Source organism: Synechococcus sp. KORDI-52, assembly GCF_000737595.1.
Lineage (GTDB): Bacteria > Cyanobacteriota > Cyanobacteriia > PCC-6307 > Cyanobiaceae > Parasynechococcus.
On sequence record NZ_CP006271.1, the window covers coordinates 513627 to 531091 of the forward strand.

Annotated in this window: 24 protein-coding genes; 8 read left to right on the forward strand and 16 right to left on the reverse strand. The window is 62.3% G+C overall.

The window, feature by feature from the left end; translation table 11 throughout:
• Nucleotides 1-21 precede the first annotated feature (21 nt).
• Nucleotides 22-1311: an MFS transporter gene (locus KR52_RS02555; protein ID WP_084221928.1), complete on the reverse strand. Its 1290-nt coding sequence runs from the start codon at nt 1309-1311 to the stop codon at nt 22-24.
• On the opposite strand from KR52_RS02555, the gene KR52_RS02560 reads away from it, so the two are divergent.
• On the forward strand, nt 1310-1777 hold the full coding sequence (locus KR52_RS02560; RefSeq protein WP_038552082.1) for a GNAT family N-acetyltransferase: 468 nt from the start codon (nt 1310-1312) through the stop codon (nt 1775-1777). The two genes, KR52_RS02555 and KR52_RS02560, sit on opposite strands and share 2 nt — an antisense overlap.
• Here KR52_RS02560 and KR52_RS02565 read toward each other — a convergent pair.
• The 3 genes from KR52_RS02565 to KR52_RS15215 all read right to left on the reverse strand — a co-directional run bounded on the left by KR52_RS02565 (nt 1738) and on the right by KR52_RS15215 (nt 3251).
• A complete protein-coding gene (locus tag KR52_RS02565; protein WP_038552084.1) occupies nt 1738-2808 on the reverse strand; it encodes an anthranilate phosphoribosyltransferase family protein in 1071 nt (356 codons plus the stop codon). The genes KR52_RS02560 and KR52_RS02565 overlap by 40 nt on opposite strands.
• A gap of 73 nt (nt 2809-2881) precedes the next feature.
• Nucleotides 2882-3031, reverse strand: coding sequence for a cyanate hydratase (locus tag KR52_RS02570; RefSeq protein WP_253912434.1), 150 nt, complete (start codon nt 3029-3031; stop codon nt 2882-2884).
• Nucleotides 3032-3116: 85 nt separating this feature from the next.
• Nucleotides 3117-3251: a hypothetical protein gene (locus KR52_RS15215; protein ID WP_256382195.1), complete on the reverse strand. Its 135-nt coding sequence runs from the start codon at nt 3249-3251 to the stop codon at nt 3117-3119.
• Here KR52_RS15215 and cynS point away from each other — a divergent pair.
• Nucleotides 3250-3735 (forward strand): cyanase, encoded by a 486-nt coding sequence (gene cynS / locus KR52_RS02575; RefSeq protein WP_173402185.1) that lies wholly within the window; start codon nt 3250-3252, stop codon nt 3733-3735. The genes KR52_RS15215 and cynS overlap by 2 nt on opposite strands.
• Before the next feature lie 52 nt (nt 3736-3787).
• Here cynS and KR52_RS02580 read toward each other — a convergent pair whose 3' ends face one another.
• The 5 genes from KR52_RS02580 to KR52_RS02600 all read right to left on the reverse strand — a co-directional run bounded on the left by KR52_RS02580 (nt 3788) and on the right by KR52_RS02600 (nt 7720).
• Complete coding sequence (locus tag KR52_RS02580) at nt 3788-4510, reverse strand: phage capsid protein (RefSeq protein ID WP_038556756.1); 723 nt, start codon at nt 4508-4510, stop codon at nt 3788-3790.
• 7 nt (nt 4511-4517) lie between these two features.
• On the reverse strand, nt 4518-5405 hold the full coding sequence (locus tag KR52_RS02585) for a formate/nitrite transporter family protein (protein WP_038552086.1): 888 nt from the start codon (nt 5403-5405) through the stop codon (nt 4518-4520).
• 35 nt (nt 5406-5440) lie between these two features.
• A complete protein-coding gene (locus tag KR52_RS02590; RefSeq protein WP_038552088.1) occupies nt 5441-5575 on the reverse strand; it encodes a hypothetical protein in 135 nt (44 codons plus the stop codon).
• Between the two features lie 70 nt (nt 5576-5645).
• Nucleotides 5646-7187 carry a ferredoxin--nitrite reductase gene (locus tag KR52_RS02595; protein WP_038552091.1) on the reverse strand — a complete coding sequence of 514 codons (1542 nt, stop codon included), beginning with the start codon at nt 7185-7187 and terminating at the stop codon, nt 5646-5648.
• A 257-nt stretch (nt 7188-7444) separates the two neighbouring features.
• On the reverse strand, nt 7445-7720 hold the full coding sequence (locus KR52_RS02600) for a hypothetical protein (protein ID WP_038552094.1): 276 nt from the start codon (nt 7718-7720) through the stop codon (nt 7445-7447).
• Between the two features lie 42 nt (nt 7721-7762).
• On the opposite strand from KR52_RS02600, the gene KR52_RS02605 reads away from it, so the two are divergent.
• Nucleotides 7763-8410: a DNA mismatch repair protein MutS gene (locus tag KR52_RS02605; protein WP_253912435.1), complete on the forward strand. Its 648-nt coding sequence runs from the start codon at nt 7763-7765 to the stop codon at nt 8408-8410.
• A complete protein-coding gene (gene cobA, locus KR52_RS02610) occupies nt 8407-9195 on the forward strand; it encodes a uroporphyrinogen-III C-methyltransferase (RefSeq protein WP_038552100.1) in 789 nt (262 codons plus the stop codon). The genes KR52_RS02605 and cobA overlap by 4 nt, the downstream gene beginning before the upstream one ends.
• Nucleotides 9196-9216: 21 nt before the next feature.
• Here cobA and moaB read toward each other — a convergent pair whose 3' ends face one another.
• The gene (moaB, locus tag KR52_RS02615; RefSeq protein ID WP_038552103.1) at nt 9217-9714 is read right to left on the reverse strand and encodes a molybdenum cofactor biosynthesis protein B; all 498 of its coding nucleotides are present in this window, start codon (nt 9712-9714) and stop codon (nt 9217-9219) included.
• A 45-nt stretch (nt 9715-9759) separates the two neighbouring features.
• On the opposite strand from moaB, the gene KR52_RS02620 reads away from it, so the two are divergent.
• Together KR52_RS02620 and KR52_RS02625 are read left to right on the forward strand one after the other, a co-directional pair.
• The gene (locus KR52_RS02620; RefSeq protein WP_038552105.1) at nt 9760-9996 is read left to right on the forward strand and encodes a MoaD/ThiS family protein; all 237 of its coding nucleotides are present in this window, start codon (nt 9760-9762) and stop codon (nt 9994-9996) included.
• A 3-nt stretch (nt 9997-9999) separates the two neighbouring features.
• Nucleotides 10000-10428, forward strand: coding sequence for a molybdenum cofactor biosynthesis protein MoaE (locus tag KR52_RS02625; protein ID WP_038552108.1), 429 nt, complete (start codon nt 10000-10002; stop codon nt 10426-10428).
• Here KR52_RS02625 and KR52_RS02630 read toward each other — a convergent pair.
• Nucleotides 10392-10745, reverse strand: coding sequence for a hypothetical protein (locus tag KR52_RS02630; protein WP_051834252.1), 354 nt, complete (start codon nt 10743-10745; stop codon nt 10392-10394). The two genes, KR52_RS02625 and KR52_RS02630, sit on opposite strands and share 37 nt — an antisense overlap.
• A 107-nt stretch (nt 10746-10852) precedes the next feature.
• On the opposite strand from KR52_RS02630, the gene KR52_RS02635 reads away from it, so the two are divergent.
• Nucleotides 10853-11662: a hypothetical protein gene (locus tag KR52_RS02635; RefSeq protein WP_038552110.1), complete on the forward strand. Its 810-nt coding sequence runs from the start codon at nt 10853-10855 to the stop codon at nt 11660-11662.
• Here KR52_RS02635 and glp read toward each other — a convergent pair.
• The 4 genes from glp to KR52_RS02655 all read right to left on the reverse strand — a co-directional run bounded on the left by glp (nt 11647) and on the right by KR52_RS02655 (nt 14429).
• On the reverse strand, nt 11647-12897 hold the full coding sequence (gene glp, locus KR52_RS02640; protein ID WP_038552113.1) for a gephyrin-like molybdotransferase Glp: 1251 nt from the start codon (nt 12895-12897) through the stop codon (nt 11647-11649). The two genes, KR52_RS02635 and glp, sit on opposite strands and share 16 nt — an antisense overlap.
• On the reverse strand, nt 12881-13357 hold the full coding sequence (gene moaC / locus KR52_RS02645; protein WP_038552116.1) for a cyclic pyranopterin monophosphate synthase MoaC: 477 nt from the start codon (nt 13355-13357) through the stop codon (nt 12881-12883). Before moaC ends, glp begins: the two co-directional genes overlap by 17 nt.
• Nucleotides 13354-14052 carry a carbonic anhydrase gene (locus KR52_RS02650; protein ID WP_038552118.1) on the reverse strand — a complete coding sequence of 233 codons (699 nt, stop codon included), beginning with the start codon at nt 14050-14052 and terminating at the stop codon, nt 13354-13356. The genes moaC and KR52_RS02650 overlap by 4 nt, the downstream gene beginning before the upstream one ends.
• 65 nt (nt 14053-14117) lie before the next feature.
• Nucleotides 14118-14429 (reverse strand): hypothetical protein, encoded by a 312-nt coding sequence (locus KR52_RS02655; RefSeq protein WP_038552121.1) that lies wholly within the window; start codon nt 14427-14429, stop codon nt 14118-14120.
• Nucleotides 14430-14707: 278 nt separating this feature from the next.
• On the opposite strand from KR52_RS02655, the gene KR52_RS02660 reads away from it, so the two are divergent.
• Nucleotides 14708-15175, forward strand: coding sequence for a nitrate reductase associated protein (locus KR52_RS02660; protein ID WP_038552124.1), 468 nt, complete (start codon nt 14708-14710; stop codon nt 15173-15175).
• Here KR52_RS02660 and KR52_RS02665 read toward each other — a convergent pair.
• Nucleotides 15156-17387 (reverse strand): molybdopterin oxidoreductase family protein, encoded by a 2232-nt coding sequence (locus tag KR52_RS02665; protein WP_038552126.1) that lies wholly within the window; start codon nt 17385-17387, stop codon nt 15156-15158. The genes KR52_RS02660 and KR52_RS02665 overlap by 20 nt on opposite strands.
• Nucleotides 17388-17465 lie beyond the last annotated feature (78 nt).

Sequence of the window (17465 nt, forward strand, 5' to 3'; positions counted from 1 at the left end):
TCGTTAGCCGAAACGTAGCAATCAGGACTGGCTTGGCTGTGTGTCGGAGAAGCCCGGCAGAGGGCTGCCGGCCACCAGGCCGATTACAAGCACCAGCACGGTTGCCGCTGCCGCGAAGGGACTCACAGGGCCCAGTACGTCGTAGCTCAATCCCGCCAGCGGTGGGCCGAGAAAACTTCCCAAACTCTGCAGGGCCTGAAGGCTGCCCAGGGCACTGCCTTGACCGTCTTGTCCCAGACGTCGGGACACCAGGCTGCGCAGGCTCGGTGTAACCAGGCCGGTGCCCAGGGCCAGGATGCCCACGGCTGTGAAAATCACGCCGGCTCGCTCGGATGTGCCAACGCTGGGGATCAAAAGGCATCCAACGATCACCAGGCCCAGACCCAGCAAGGTCAGACGCCATTCACCAAAGCGTTTCACCAGGGGACCGATCAGCCCTCCCTGGACCACTGTGGCGACCACTCCCACCACCAGGAAGGATGTGGTGGCGAGCTCAGGGCCCCAGCCGAAGCGTTGTTTGAAATAGAGCACCAGGATGGCGGTGAAGCCGTTGAAGGCCATGAAGAAGAGGAAAAAGGCCCCACACAGGCGACCCACGCTTGGGTTCATCAGCACCTGGCTCAGCCGTGCAAACGGATTGAGGTCACGTTTTCTGGGCAGGCGTTTGCGGGAGTGCTGGGGGTGGGTTTCAGGCAGCAGATTGAGCACCACCAAGAGGTTGAGTGCAGCGAACCCTGTGGCGACCCAAACAGGAAGGGACACCGCCACCCGGGCCAGTTGCCCTCCGACGAAGGGGCCCAGGATGAACCCCAAGCCAAAGGCCACGCCGATCAAGCCGAAGGCACGGGCCCGCTTGTCGGGGGGTGTGATGTCCGCCAGCACGGCGCTGGCCGTCGCTGCCGTACCGCCGCTGATGCCGTCAATGATCCGTGCGGCGAACAGCAGCAGCAGGGGCAGCAGGCTTTGGCTCGGCCACGGCAGTGAAACCGTCACTGCAAACAGTCCAAGGCCCACGACGGAGCCCGCAACACAGATGCTGATCACGGGTCGGCGCCCGTAACGATCACTCAGTGCCCCGATCAATGGGGTGACCAGGAACTGAGCAAGGGCATAGCTTCCTGCCAGCAGACCCAGGGTCCGTCCGTCCGGCGCGAACTGGGCCAGCAGAAAGGGCAACAGCGGAAAAACAATGCTCTCGCTGAGTCGGTCGTTGAGCAGCGTGAGAAATGCGCTGAGCAGTGTGGGAATCCGAAGACGCTGCAAGCTTGCTGCCACGCAGGAGAGACTCACATTCCCACAGGCGACGGCCATGGCTTTGCGTCCGATTGCTCCGGAGGATCAAGCGCTGTTGCGGGAGATTTATGCCGATGCGATCGAATCGCAGGCCCATCTTCTTTATACGGATGAACAAGTCAGGGCCTGGGCTGCTCTGGCCTGGTTGCCTGGCGTGCTCGATGCCAGTTTCCGAGATGGCTCGGGATGGCTCACCACTGACGGTTCAGCGTTTGCGATCCGCCATCCGGCAGACCGTCTGTCGCTGCTCTACTGCCGCGGTTGTGCGTCGAGGCGCGGCCACGGCAGTGCTTTGCTCAACCAGATTGAAGCGGATGCCTTGGCGTCCGGCGTCCGGCAGCTGCGGACGGAGGCCAGCCAGTTCAGCCGACCGTTGCTGGAGCGCCGTGGCTGGTGGGTGGAGGCACCGGAAACGATTTTGATCGGAGGGGTTCCGTTCGAGCGTTACCGGATGGTCAAGCTGCTCCGCCACGTACAGAGTTGATCCAGCATGGATTGGGCCTGGCCCTTCTTCAGGATGGATTCCGCCTCTTGAATCCCCTGTTCCAGGGAATCACTGCAGCCGGAGAACCACAGATAAGCGCCGGCGTTCCAGCGCAGGGCGTCGCAGAGAGGCCCTTTGTTCTGCAGGGCGTTGCGTGCCTGATCGGCCCAGGTGTTGTCGTCCGCCCATTCCACGTCGGCGTCGTGGCAGCCATGGTCGCGGGGATGCAGGATCAAGCGCTCTGACTCCCCGTTCCGCACCCGAGCCGTGATGCAGGCCCGGCCGATGGGCAGGTCGGTTCCTCCTTCCAATCCCTTCACGGTGAGGACATCGGTTTCGCCGGCTTGCTTCAGGGCTTCCCAGGCGCGCGCTTCTGTTGGTGGGTGGACAAAGCCACTCACGAGAAGGTGGTCGCCTTGATGGGGGGTCCAGAGCAGTTCCAGGCTGGCGACTGGTGGACGCTTGCCCAGTTCTTCGCGGTAGCTGATCAGGGTTTCCGCGATGGGGAAGTGATCCGGTTGATGGATCAGGGCGAAGCCGTTCTGCTGGAACCCGTCTGCAACGGCGCTGATCGGCAGACCTGTGAGGTCGAGATTGAGAAGGCTGAACAGGTCAACAGCGGTGACGCCGTATTTGATTGGCATCCGGTTACCGCCCTGCAGAACCACCGGCTGGCCACAGGCCAGCAGCACCAGCGTGGTGAGCGGGTAAATCGGTGCCGTGCGGGTGCGCCCGTCGTAAGGCATGCCGAAACACAGCGGTGCTCGACGGCCGGCATTGGATTGAAGCACCGGGCCATGGGCTCGGTAGGTGTCCAACATCCCCGTGAGTTCCTGGGGCTCAGGCCGGCGAATGCGGTGGGCAATCAGAAAGGCGCCGATCTGTGCAGGCGTCGCTTCGCCCTGCAGCATCAGCTCCATGGCATCTGCCGCTTCTTCGCGACTCATGCCCTTGCTGGTGTGTTCACCGCTCCCAACCTTGCGCAGATGCTGTTTGAAGCGGTTGCGGCCGGAGAGAACTGCGCTCGTCAAGGATCCGACCGAAAGCTGAAGTCAGTCTTCAGGAGCGACTGACCCCACAGAGGTAGCAATTGCTACGAAAGGCTTAGGGCTTGCTCAGCCGGGACAGCCCTTCAAAACTGCCATGACGCGGATGCTCAGGGTGGTGGCGGCCTTCGGCGTAGTAGAGCCGCTCCAGCATCAGTTGGGGCGCTGCTACTGGAGGAAGGAGTTGCGCCTGAAGCAGTGTCGCCATGGATTGGAAAAATTGGCTCATTTCAAATTTCTTCTTTAGAGTTAATTTCACCTGCATCATTGGCCTGTTGGCTGTGTTTGTTGCTTCAAAACAGGCGGTTGTTTTGTAGTTGATGCTTCATTGTTAAGTCAGTATTTGCGCAATAGTTTTCAAGCTGCTGAGACGTTCCACTTTGGGATGCTGTTTTTGAGGCGGCCATAACATCTTTTTGTTCAATCATGACTGTTTCAGCTGTTCCTTCGACACCGTCGTTGTCAGCTCCTTCTCAGGAGACCGTCACCGCCAGCTTGATGGCCGCCAAGAAGGCCAAGGGCATGAGCTTTGCCGATCTGGAATCGGCCATGGGCCTCGATGAGGTCTGGATCGCTTCTTTGTTTTATGGACAGGCCACGGCCTCCAAGGAAGAGGCTGAAAAGCTGGCTGAGCTGCTCTCCCTGGATCCGGCTATCACCGCGGCTTTGCAGGAGTTCCCCACCAAGGGCAGCCTCGATCCTGTGATTCCCACTGATCCCCTGATCTATCGCTTTTACGAGATCATGCAGGTCTATGGCATGCCCCTGAAGGACGTCATTCAGGAACATTTTGGTGACGGCATCATGAGCGCGATCGACTTCACGCTTGATGTCGACAAGGTGGAAGATCCCAAAGGTGATCGCGTCAAAATCACCATGTGTGGCAAGTTCCTGCCCTACAAAAAGTGGTGAGAAGCCCACTGTCTTGATTGAAGACATCTAAGCCCCGCTGCGGCGGGGCTTTTTATTGGCGGAATTGTTGGCTCAGTTGGGTGCTGGCCATTTTGCGACGACTGTCGTCATTCAGCTCCTCACTCAGCTCCAGCAGGCAGCGCTGACTGGCAGGTGTGGCGATGCAACCGAGCGCGCGGAAGGCGGCCTCGGCTACAGGCAGGGACCCATTGCGGCACAGGTCTGCCAGCTTTTCGCTGATCAACACGCCATCGCGGCGTTGCAACACCCGTATGGCAGCCATAACCACTGGATCGCGGAAATCATTCAACACCTCTTGGCAGAACTGCAGCAGTTCGCCGTCGTCGAGGCAGTGGGACCGGAAGCTGAGCAGTTGAAGGCCAGCCAGTCGGTGCAGCTGGCCCGGGTGATGCAAGCAATTCACCACAACCGTCTCCGGAACTTCGGCGCCCCAGCAGGCCAGAGCCTGCACCACCATCAGGTTGGCGTCTTCATCGTTTGAGGTTTGCATGAGCTGAGCCAACAGCCAATCGCGGGCCTCGCTCTGGTGGCACAACCCTGCCGCCATCACCAAATCAGGCAGAGCCCCATGGTCGGCGAGGAGCTCTTGGATGACCGGCCAGCCGTGCTCGGCTTGCATTCCCAGTTTTTCGCAGAGGGCTCGCCGCAGATCAACAGAAAGGCTGGGGGAGTAGACCTCCCCCAGCCAAGCGGGCTCCAAAGGAGCACGTCGTGATCGGGCGAGCCGTTCCCAGAGAACGGCTTCGTCGTTCATGGATGGATCAGCGGGCACCCAGTTCAGCAGCGAGCTCACGCTCCAGTTTTTCATCGTGCTCGGTCGGAAGCACGTTCTCCATCTGGGTGCGGTGGGTGCTGTAGAAGAGCATCCCGATGAACACCATGCCTCCCACGATGTTGCCGAGGGTGACTGGCAGGAAGTTCCAGAAGATCACCTTGGTGAAGGGAACGCCTGAACCGAGGATCGGGCCGGCGGTGTGCAGGAACTGGTTCACCACGATGTGCTCCATGCCCATCGATTGGAAGGCGGTGATCGGAAGCCAGCAGGCCAGGATCTTGCCGGGAACGCTCTTGCTCACCAGAGCCATGGTCACGCCTAGGCACACCAGCCAGTTGGCCACCAGTCCGCGCAGGAAGGCGAGGAAGAAGCCCATGCTTCCGAGGGCCTCGTACTTCTTCTCAACGTTGATCTGATTGAGCGCCATGATCTTCTGGGCCACGGCATCCCAGATCGGTGGGCCGACGTTGTCAGCAGCGCCATCCATGGTGCCGCTGGTGAGGCTGATGGCCATGATCACGGCCACAACGGCTGTGCCGATCCAGTTGCCGATCCAGACCCAGACCCAGTTGCGGAAGGTGGCACCCCAGGTGCTTTTGCCAGCCCAGGTGGCCATCGGCAGCAGGGCGAAGTTGCCGGTCACCAGCTCCATGCCGAACAGCACGATGCTGGCGAAGCCGAAGGGGAACAGCAGCGAGCCAACAAAGGGGGCTTTGACAGTGATGCCCACGGTGAGGGCCAGGATCACGGCCAGGCCCAGGATGGCTCCGGAGTAGAAGCCACGGATCAGCAGGTTCTTCACGCTGACCGTTGATTTTTTGCCGCCGGCGGCAATCATGCCGTCGACAAGCTCATTGGGTAGGACGTAGTCCATCAGATGAGATTGAGAATTGGACGAAGGTTCTGATGTCAGCCGCTGATGCGGTTCATCAGGCGGGAGAACAAGTCAGGGCTGCCGCCCTGACGGTTGATGGCGGCTCCATCGCGACCACTGGCGCTGAGCCAGTTGACGAAACGAGAGAACATGTCGTTGCGGTTGGCCATGACAGTGAGGGGGAGTGGTCGATGCGGGGAGCCGTGACTTCAAAAGGAAGCGTCACGGCGACCGCAGCGATCAGCCCTTTGGGGTGGCCCCGAACTTGTTGATCAACACGTCTTTAAGAGCGGCCTTGATCTCATCAGCAGGGATCGCCTTGCGGTGGATTTCCCCGATGCTCGGATTGGCGCCCTGGGACCCACCGAGGGTCATCGTGTAGCCCTCGCCCATCACCCCTTCACTGTTTTTGGCCTTGGTGCCGGTGAGGCCGATGGCACCCATGTAGGCCTGGCCGCAGGTGTTGGGGCAGCCGGTCCAGTGGATTTTCAGCTCTTCAGGAAGATTGAGCTCCTGGTCGAGCTCCTTGGCCGCTTCCAGGGCTTGGTCCTTGGTGTTGGTGAGCGCAAAGCCGCAGTAGGTGTTGCCGGTGCAGGACACCGTTCCGGCGGCGATGTGACCGGGTTCCAGCGGGAAGCGCTGCACCAGGGCGTCAGCCTTCAGGGCCTCGAGCTTGTCGTTGGGAAGGCCAACGAGGATGACGTTCTGATCCTCCGTGAGACGCACCTCGCCACTGCCGTAGTCGATGCTGGCGGTTGCGAGATCCTGCAGATCCTGGGCGGTCAGACGACCAACCGGAACGTGCAGACCGGCGTAGGACAGGCCCTCCTGTTTCTGGGGATGGAAGCCGTAGTGGGAGCGGGGCGTGGTGTCGAACACGGAACCCGGATCGGGAGTCAACGGACCGAAGAGGTCTTCCACCTGGCTGCGGAACACGTCATGGCCCACCTGATCGAGGTAGAGGCGGAAGCGGCCTTTGGGGCGCTTGTCGCGCTCACCGTTGTCGCGCCAGAGTCGGATCACGGCATCGGTCATTTTGCAGATTTCGTCTGGCTTTACCCAGGCGTTCAGGGGAACGGCATAGGCATTCATCTGCGATGACAGAACACCGCCGATCCAGACGCCAAATCCCAACACCCCATCCCGTTCCACGGGGTGGAAAACGATGTCGTTATGGAGCAGGAAGTTGTCCTTCGCGCCGGCAACGGCGGTGTTCCACTTGCGAGGCAGGTTGGAATACTCCGGGTTGCCCTGGCAGTTGTTGGTGAGGAAGTTCTGTAGCTCGGTGGTGTAGGGCCGCGTGTCGACGATCTCGTTGGGATCGATGCCGGCGATAGGGTTGCCGGTGACGTTGCGGGGGTTGTCGAAGCCGGATTGGATGGTGCTGAGGCCAGCTTCCTTCAGCCGCTTGAGAATTTCAGGCAGGTCGCCCAGCAGCACACCGCGCAATTGCAGGTTCTGACGGGTGGTGATGTCGCAGCTGCCGTTTTCGCCATAGCGCTCAACGATGGAGCCAACCACCCGCAGCTGATCGGCCGTCAGCACGCCATTGGGAACCCGCAGGCGCAACATGAATTTGCCTGGCGTTTTCGGACGCCAGAACATGCCGTACCACTTCAAACGCAACTGAAGGTCGGTTTCATCCACCTGCTCCCAGCCGAGTTCGGCGAACTTTTCGATTTCGGTGCCGACCAACAGGCCATCCTTGGCCGCCTTGTTCTGCTCGATCTTGTTGAGCTTCTTGCCATCCAGGTAAGGCCTGGAGGGAGAGCTAATGGTCATAAGTCGATTGACGAGTGGGCGGATTGATTGCTCAAAGACGAGGTGCGAATCAATCGAGATGGCCCGAAGACCGGCAACGCTTCAAAATGAAGGTGAGCGTTGGGTTGTCTGAATAAACACCGCGACGGCAACCCTGGTCCGTAACAAAGAGAACACTTTTGGTGTTGATCAATTCCAGGGCTTTGTTCTGTTCGATTTGTAATGCCGGCTACATCTGGTGGTTCCCGTGAGGCCGTAAAAGGCAATTTGCTTCGGCCTCAGTATTGGCGTCCAATTTCGCCAACCATGCGAACGGCTCCGGCCCGGAGCATCTGCCAAACCCGCTTCATCGCAGCGAAGTCTTGATCCAGCTCGGAGGGCCCGGCGGGGCGGTCGAAACGTCGGGAGTACCGGTCGTCCCTGGTGTCGTATCCCCGGCTGTACCGGTCGTCCCGAACGTCGTATCGGTCGTACCGCTCCATGCGTCCGCCCAGCGGCTCCCGGTAGGAACGGCTGTCCAATGGGGCACGATCAAAACGACGGTTGGGTGCCATGACTCCTTCAACGTTCACAACAACCCGATGACATCAGCAGGGATGGTCATCGATCCGTGGCCATTGCTACGGAATGACGCTTCCGATGGGGGGCGGCAAGGGTTGCATTTGGTGGTGCATGGCCGCAGTGGCGGTGTTGTTCCTGGCTGTCTGGCCTCCCTGCCGGATCTCCTGGCCCAGCGGCGTTCGGCGCCGGTGCAGTTGGAGGTGCTGACGGCTGAACAAGCCGTGTCCGCACTTCCCCAATCCTCTTGGATCGTTCCGTTGCTGTTGCTGCCTGGTGCGCATGCCCGCAAGGACGTGCCAGCGATTCGGAACAGGCTTCGTGGAGCTGGGGCCTGTGTGCGTTTGCTGCCCTTTCTGGGCTCTTGGGTCACCTGGTGGAACGCCGTGCTCTCAGCACTTCCAGTGTCTGATCGCGCTGATGCCGTGATGGTGCACCACCCCCTGCGCCCGGGGGTGGCGGATCGCTTTCTCGCGATGTTGGCGTCTCGCCTGGCGTTGCCGTTGGTTGCCTTTGATGCCTGGCCCGCGTTCCAGCAGCGCCATCCCAGGGCCCGGCCCCTTCCGTTGACTCTCGCCCCGAACCGCATGACGGAGGCGCTGAGCGAAGCTGGTGGATTGCCTCCTCTGCTCGAGCATCCCCCCACCCGCCAGGCCTTGATTGATCTGCTTGTTTCCCTGCCGTGACCACCGCTGAACAACCCGGAACTGTTTATCTGGTGGGAGCCGGGCCCGGCGATCCTGAGTTGCTGACGCTGAAGGCACATCGGCTGTTGAGCCAGTGCGATGCCCTGGTGTACGACTCGCTGGTGCCCAAAGAAGTGCTGGATCTTGTTCCGGCAGCCTGCGAACGCCGTTTTGTCGGCAAGCGCCGCGGACATCATTCGGTGCCACAACCAAGCACCAATGCTGTGCTCGTTGAAATGGCTCAGAAGCACAGCACCGTGGTGCGCTTGAAGGGAGGTGATCCGTTTCTGTTTGGTCGTGGAGGGGAAGAAGCGGCTTACCTGGCGGATCGGAACATCCCTGTTCAGGTGGTGCCTGGTGTCACCGCCGGCATTGCCGCCCCTGCCTACGCCGGAATTCCCGTTACCCACCGGCGGGCGGGATCATCGGTGACCTTCGTCACCGGCCATGAGGAAATCGACAAGCGCCGTCCTTCTGTGGATTGGCGTGCCCTGGCCGCGGCCAGTGACGGATTGGTGATCTACATGGGGTTGCACAACCTGCCCCGGATCGCGGAGGAGCTAATGGCGGGTGGTTTGGCCGCGACAACTCCTGTGGCGGTGATCCAGCAGGGCACCGTGGCGGGGCAACGCTGCCTCAAGGCCACCTTGGTTGACGTTGCTGATCAATGCCGCGCGCAAGCCTTCAAGTCGCCCTCGATCGTTGTGGTGGGTGAGGTGATTGATCAGCAGGTTGAAGCCTGCATGCCCACACCGGCAGCGGTCACGATGCCGATTCCGTTCTGACCGCCTCCGTTCGATTCCGCTTTATTCCTTCAAGCGAGACCGGAGCTGGGCCAGGTTGCACGGTCGGGTGTCGGCATCGAGCTGCGCCCGAATGAGCCGGTCCCAAGCTGTGGTCACCGCATCAAGAGATCCCGGCAGCACAAACACAAAGGTGCCGTTGGCCACGCCAGCAAGGCACCGGCTTTGCAGGGTACTGGTGCCGATGCTCTCGAAGGAGAGCACACGGAACAGTTCGCCGAATCCTTCGATTGTTTTGTCCAGCAGAGGGGCGACAGCTTCAGGGGTGCCATCGCGGCCGGTGAGACCGGTGCCGCCGCTGGTGATCACCACATCAACTACGGGATCGGCGATCCAGCGGCTCAACTCACGGCGGATTTGATAGCGATCATCGGCGCAGAGTTGTCGCTCATGAAGTCGATGGTCGGCCGCTTCAAGGCTGCGTAGCAGCTGTTCTCCGCTGCTGTCGTCCGCCAGGGTGCGTGTGTCGGAGATGGTGAGCAGGGCGATGGACAGGCCCATGGCACAGCGGCGGAACCTTCGGACGCTAGAACCGCTTCAGCTGCGATGAACGTGGTGCTGAAGGTGCTGCTGTTCGCTTCCCTGCGAGAACGCGCCGGTTGGTCCGAGCGTTCCCTTCCGTTCACCTCAGGCGTCGCGACGGCCCGTGAGGTCTGGAACCAGTTGAATCTTGGCCCGCTCGAGGGCATCAGCATTGCGGTCAACAAGGAGTTGGTTGGAGAGAATCAGCCGTTGCAGGCCGGTGATGAGCTGGCCTTTCTTCCACCGTTCACGGGGGGGTGAAGCGTGACCGGTTGCCGTGTGGAGGTGTGTCCGGATTCCTTTGATCCTTGGCAACAGCTCGCGCTTTGGAGCGGGGATGCTGCGGCCGCTGCGATCTTCATCGGTCGGGTGCGTCCCACCACGATGGATGGCCGACCTCTGGAGGCACTTGAGCTGGAACACTTCCCCGGCCTTTGCGAACGTCAGATCACGGCCATGGCACAGCGTCTGCAGCAGGAGCACCAGGCGGGGGCGGTTTTGGTGTTGCATCGGGTGGGCCGGCTCCTCCCTGGTGAGCCGATCGTGCTTGTGGCGGTTCAGGCCGATCGTCGTGGGGCGGCGCAGTGCTGCGTGGCTGCGTTGTTGGAGCAACTCAAACACCAGGCCCCGTTTTGGAAAAGGGAGTGGTGCGCTGGTCAGGGCACCTGGCTGGCGGCCAACACTCCGCTCTGATCAAGGCTCGGCTGCTGCAGTTGGTCGCCCAACTGTTTGAGCCGGGTGTTGCGAATCCGTCGGCCCCCCGAACCTGGTTCGTCCTGCCCTAGCCAGCGCCCCGAGGCGCAGGACGCACATCTGCCGGCAGAGACGATCTGACGCAGTTCCGGCATTTGTGGCAACAGCGACGTCAGGCAGCGGAAGCTGTCGACGAAGGTGTGGCGGTAGCCGATGGCATCCACCTGGCGATCTCCCTTGGGCCCGAGGCAGAACCCGGCGATGCGTCTCTGCCGCAGGATGTTCAGCAATTGCACGGGGCTGAGTTGCTCCAGCACTTCGCTGCTGGTGGTGTTCAGCGTCAGTTTTAGTTGTGGCCGTCTCGGTTGCAGCCGATCCGAAATGGCGACCTTAAGGAGATCGACCGTTCCATGCCGTCACGGACATGACTGATCAATGGACCCTCAACCGCCGCAATTTCGCCGGCCATTGGCAGGGCTGTGGCCATTGGTTTGAGCGGGACGGCAGCGGTCGGCTGGATCTTCAGCGTCCGGCCCGTCGGATCGACCCCACCACTTACGCGATTTCCTTTTCCGATGACGACCACGGGGTATGGGATGGCTCGGGTCTCGCTTTTGCCCCCGGAGGGCAGGCCACCTATCCCATCAGTCGAGCCACCTACAACGCCGGTGGAGGCTGTTGGCAGTTTCCTGGGGCGGGCGGTCAGTCCAGCCTGGGGTTTGATCCCGATCGTCCCCGCTTCGGCCATGAGATCAACTTGTTCTGCGGTCGTTCCCGCTCGATGCTGGTGCTGCTCTGGGAACCGCTCAACGGCCGTTGGCGTTTGCAGTGCGTTGGAGCGGTGGGTTTCCGTTGCTTGAAGAGTTCCGATCCCGAATCCGACCGTCCCACATGCGGGACACCCGAAGCTCTGCTGGCGCCGGTGCAGGGGTGGAGCGGTGAGCGGCAGATGCTCAGGCCGCAAACGGGGGTGAACAGCCAGGCTGAGGACGCCGCTCCGCTGGTGTTCGATCCAAGCCAGCTGTTGCATAACGACTGCTCAGCCGTGATGCCCGACGGTTTGGTGTTCTCGGTGTCCAGTGAGCTTCCCAATGAGCCCTTCAGCCTCGAGATCGGGGGCCGTCTCGGCGCAGCGCTGTTTCAGCAGATCAGCATCCATTTCGATGCATCGGGCCAGCTCATGGCCTGGGAGCGCCGCCGATTTCAGCCTGATCTGGCTCAGAAAATCCGCTGACGGATCACCTGGGCCCAGAGACGGGTGCCGCTTTCGAGCGGGCCGGCTTCCGCTGGCAGTTCCAACAGCAGATCGGCCTGTTGCAGGGACCCGATCCGGGATGAGGCCTGCGAGCCATCCACCCGTGCCAGCAGCGCTCCTTCGGCGTTGGTTTCGAGGCGAGCTCGGGCCAGTTCCGGCCGTCCCGGTCGGCGGGACAACGGGTCGGCGAGTTCCACCATCACCCGGGGGAACAGCTCAGGTTCGCTCTGGCCCTCCAGAACCTGCAGGGCGGGCCAGAGCAGTTGCAGGGCGGTGACCGCTGCTGCCACGGGGTTGCCCGGCAGTCCGAAAAACGGCACGCCCTCACCGATGCTGCCGAAGGCGAAGGGGCGCCCCGGGCGTAGGAACAGTTTCCAGAAGTCCACGGCACCCAGCTCCGCCACCAGCGGTCGGATCCAATCCGTGTCGCCGGCGGAGACGCCGCCGGTGCTCACCACCACGTCGCAGTCATGGGCTAGATCCAGCAGGGCCTGGCGCAGGGCGTCGGGTTGATCGGCTACCACCCGTCGCTGGGTCACCGATTGCCCCAGGGCCCGGAGCATTGTCTCCAGAAGCGTGCCGTTGCTCTCCCAGATGGCACCGGGTTGCCGCGTTGTTCCGGGTGGCACCAGTTCGTCCCCGCTGATCAGCAGCCCGATGCGGGGTTGCTGCGCAACGGTTAGGTCGGCGATGCCGCAGCCGGCGAGGCGTGCGAGATCGGCGGCACCAAGGCGTTCTCCAGCGGCCAGCAGCAGGTCTCCCGGTCGGCATTCCTCATCCTCGGGGCGAATCCAGGGACGATCCGACGCCTCTTTCACCAGCTGGAGGCTGGTGCCGTCTCTGCTGATCAGCTCCTGGGGCAGCACCCAGCCGGCACCGTCCGGCAGTGGAGCGCCGGTGAGGATGCGGATCGCATCGCCGGTGGCCAGGGTTCCGTTGAAGGGCTGGCCGGCGGCGGAGCGTCCCTTCAGCTGCCAGGTGTCCCCAGGTTTGGGCTGCTGGCTCTGCCCCAGGGCGTAGCCGTCCATGATCGAGGCCCGGAATCCCGGAACTGCTGCGTTGGCCAGCACATCCGCAGCGCTCACCCGGCCGAGGGCCTGTTGCAGCGGCACTGTGTTGCTGGCTGTGATCGGCTGGAGTGCCGCCACAACCCGTTGACGTGCTTCTTCCAGGGGTAGACCTTCGCGTCCGTAGGGCTCAGCGTTTCCAGACACCGTTCCGCCCTCCTTCCTTGAACTCCAGCTGGATTGCCTCGATCGTCATGGCTGGATCAACTGCCTTGAGCATGTCGTAGAGGGTCAGCAGTCCCACGGACACGGCCGTCATCGCTTCCATCTCCACCCCGGTCTGGCCTGTGGTGCGGCAACGGCAGTGGACGACCAGGCCAGGCAGGGAGGCGTCGGCGTCGATCGTCACATCCATGCCACTGAGTGGCAGCGGATGGCACAGGGGAATCAGCTCCCAGGTGCGTTTGGCGGCCTGGATCGCTGCCACCCGGGCGACCGCCAGAAGATCTCCTTTTGGTGTCTCGCCCCGCTGGATCAGACCGAGGGTTGAGGCGTCCATGCGAATGGCCCCACGGGCATGGGCCTCGCGGTTGGTGGCCGGACGGTCCCCCACATCCACCATATGGACTTCGCCTTGCTGGTTCAGATGACTCAGGTTTTGCGTCATTCGATCAAGCTGACAACACCGCTGTTGAGTTGGAAACAACCCACCACCAGTTTCAGCGCACCGCTGGCTTTGGCGTCGGCCAGAACGGTGCTGCGTTGAATCAAGGTGGAGGCGCTGGCGAGGGCGTTGCGCTGTACGGCGTCCTCGAGATCGCTGCTGCCGTTGATGTTCTCCCGGATGGGTTTGATCAGCCGGTCCAGGGAAGGGGTCAACGGATTGGCGTCCATCGCCGCCGTCACGGCGCCGCAGCCGCTGTGTCCCATCACCATCAATAGCGGCGTCTTGAGAACGCTGACGCCGTACTCAACGGAGGCAATGGCTTCAGTGAATGCGCTGTTGCCGGCGTTGCGGATCACGAACAGCTCGCCAGGGGTGGTGTCGAACACCCAGTTCGGCGACACCCGTGAATCAGAGCAGGTGAGCACTGTGGCCCAGGGATGCTGGCCGGTGGCCAAAGCGCTGGGGGCGTTGAAGCAGCGCGGGTCAGGATCCGCCCCTCGGAGCGGCGCTCTGTTGTCCCCCTCGGCCCGGCGCCAGGCCTCAGCAAACCGGTTGTTCCCCGCCATCAGGGTCTGGAGCGGATCATTCGGGACGCAGAACCCGTCCTCTGCTGCCTCAACGGCCCGTGGTTGCATCAGGGCGGTCAAGGCCAGACCGCCCGTTTTCTGGAGGAAGTGCCGGCGATGAATCCCCATGCCGGCACCCTATGCGGACCGCCTGGTGGGCTGTGCGATCGGGTCTGTTCTCTTGGGCCGTGCGATCAGCGCTCGCCGAAGGGTGCCCAGAGGGTGGCTTCGGAACCGACCACAGGCTCCACAGCGGGCTGGACGGCAGCAGCGGGTTGGGCCGTTGCGCCTGAGTTGGCACTGGCAATGTCGCGCTCGGCCAAGGGAGCCCAGAGAGCGGCAGGCCCGGCGATCACCGGTTCCACTGCAGCGGCTCCGGCCTGGACGGAGGCCGTCTGGCTGCGCACCAGCTGCACGGCGAGGGAGCCGACGATGAAGGCACCCAGAAAACCGGCGGCCAGGGTGATCGGGCTGCGGCCGGAAGCGGACGAGATGCTGCTGGTCACGGCAGAAACTCTTTGAACAGAGCTTCAGTATGGGAAAAATTGGTGTGAACGACTACCGAACGAACCAAATCTTGTAGCGGAATTAACAGTTTTTATGGAATCAAAGCCCTGAGCGGGCTGCTGCTGGAGAGCTTCAGCCGTGACCCATCCATGAGAAATCCCCAACAGCATTCCGAGGGAAATAGCGAAGCGCACAGCTCAATGTTTGTATCGAGATAAACATCTCTGTTTCCGAGTGCTGCCGTTGTCATCATTGACACCGATCAAGGCTTTGGTTGATGTCCAGCCGTCGTGATTCCGCCAGCCATTGCTTTGCCTTTGAACAGGACTTCATCGGCAACTGGCGTTGTATCCCCCTGTGTGTGCGACGCAAATTGGATCTGTGTGGGGTGAAGTTAAAGCTCAATCACTGGCTTGAGCTTTCCCAGGAACAACGTCAAGCCCTGGTGGATTGGCCTGATGCGGCCGATGCTCTCGAGCAGCTTCGCCAGCACCTGCGCGATTGCACGCGCCCCATGGCCGATGGCATGGCCAAGGATCTGCCACCGGTGAGCGGTGCCCCCTGGCAGCAGCAGGCTGAGCTGCCCGCTGTGGTGCAGGAGGCGGCCACAGTGCGGGGTGTGGTCCTGACCCTGGAGCAGTGGACCCAGCTCAGTGAGCTGGACCGCTTTGCTTTGTGCAAGTTGGTGCGGCCGGGGCACGACCACCACAACCTGCAGGCTGCCTTCAGCGAAGTGCTGGGCTGAGTAGCCGGCGCAGGGCTTCCAGACGTCCCTTCTCCTGCTCCACCGGCTTCACCACGGACACCGCCGGCGCCACGATCACCGCGCAGGCCTTGAGTTCCGGTTGCTTCGACACCGGGCAGGCGTCGTCGTGCATGAGGGTGTTGGCTTCGCAGGCCTTGTCCTGGGTGAATCCCCAGTGCATCGGCAGGAATACAGACCCGCGCCGAATGCGGTCGGTGACCATCACCTTGGCGGTCAGATGACCCCGTCTTGAGCTGATCGCCGCGAGCTCGCCGTTGCGCAGTTTCAGCTCCTGTGCGTCACCGGGGTGGATCTCCAGCAGCGGCTCGGGGTGCTGCTTCATCAGCCGTTCCACCTTGCCGGTGCGGGTCATCGTGTGCCATTGGCCCAGGTAGCGGCCCACCGTCAGAACCAGCGGATAGGTCTCGCAGGGGGGCTCCGCCAGTCCGAGCGGTTGATCGGTGCTGAAGCGGGCGCGCTTGCTTGGGGTGGCGAACTGGTGGTCGGTGTAAAGCCGTTTGGCGGACGTGCCGGGGCTGCTGCCGCTGGGATAGGGCCACTGCTGCGGCCCTTCTGTCTCCAGCAGCTCATGGCTGAGGCCGCTCACATCGCAAAGCCGGCCACGGGTGAGAGCCGTGTATTCGGTGTACACCTCAGCCGCTGACTCGAAGTTGAACTGCTCCGTGTAGCCCAGGCGGCGGCCCACATCGGCGAACACCTCCCAGTCGGGACGGCTCTCGCCGAAGCGACGCCGGTAGGCCGGGCAGTAGGTGACGCGTCGTTCGGAATTGGTCATGGCGCCGGCTTTCTCACTCCACTGGGCTGCGGGCAACAGCAGGTGGGCGTAGTGGGAGGTTTCCGAGTCGACGTAGGCCTCACTCACCACCACGAGGGGGCAGTTGCCCATGGCGGCTTTGACCCGATCCAGTTCAGGCATGCTCACCAGGGGGTTGGTGGCTGCGACCCACCAGAGGTCGAGCTCACCGCGTTCCATCGCTTCCACCTGTTGCCAGGCACCGAGGCCTGGCGTCGCTTTGATCTGGCCTTCAGGGAGTCCCCAGGCCTGTTCCACCTCGGCACGGTGCTCGGCATTGGCGACCAGGCGATAGCCAGGGAGAAGATGGGCCAGGCCTCCGGCCTCGCGCCCACCCATGGCATTGGGTTGGCCGGTGAGGGAAAACGGGCCTGCTCCTTCCTTGCCGATCTGGCTGGTGAGCAGATGCAGATTGATCAACCCCTGCACCACGGCCGTTCCTTCACGGCGTTGGTTCACCCCCATCGACCACAGGCTGAGTACTTTCTCGCGCCGATGGAACAGAGCCGCCACTTCCCGCAGGCGCTTTTCTGGGATGTTGCAGAACCGTGCGACCCGTCTTGGGGTCCAGCGCGCGGCAACGTCAAAAAAGGCGTCGTAATTCTCGGTGTGGTCGTCGATGAAGACCGGATCCTGGCCGTTGTCTCGCAGCACCAGATGGGCAATGCCGTGCAGCAGGGCCAGATCGCTTCCCGGTGCAATCGGAAGGTGGATGTCAGCGGCCTTCGCGGTGTCGGTGCGGCGTGGATCCACTACCACGATCGTGACGCTGCTCGGGTTTTTGCGTTTTCGCTTCAGCAGCCGCTGGAACAGCACCGGATGGCACTCGGCGGTGTTGGTGCCGATCAGGAACGCCACGCTGCAATGGTCGAGGTCCTCGTAGCTGCAGGGGGGACCATCGGAGCCCAGGCTGCGGGTGTATCCCGCCACCGCTGAGCTCATGCACAGCCGTGAATTGGCGTCGAAATTGTTGGTGCCCAGGGCGCCTTTCAGCAGCTTCTGGGCCAGGTAGTAATCCTCGGTGTGGAACTGACCGGAGCCGTATATGGCAATGCCATCGGCGTTGCTGCGCCGGGCGATGCTCGCCTGGATCTGGCCGGTGATTTTGTTGAGGGCGTCGTCCCAGCTGATCGGCGCGAAGTCGTCCTCGAGGGTTTCGCGGAACAGGGGTTGGCGCAGGCGGCCTCGGGCCAGGGTTTCGCCGACGGTGGCGCCCTTGATGCACACCTGGCCAAGGCTGGAGGGGTGTTCGCGGTCGCCGCGGGCGGTCCACATCGGGTTGCCCTCAGCATCCCGTTTCACCGCTTGTCCTTTCACCGCGGGAGGCAGTAATTCCAGACCGCAGCCCACACCGCAGTAGGGGCACTGGCTGCGCACGCTGCGGGGTGAGGTGGCCATGCAGGAACCAAAAAAAGAACAAAACCCGGAGCCGAAGCTCCGGGTCGTAGTGCAGCGACAGGGTGCTGCGGAGGCAGA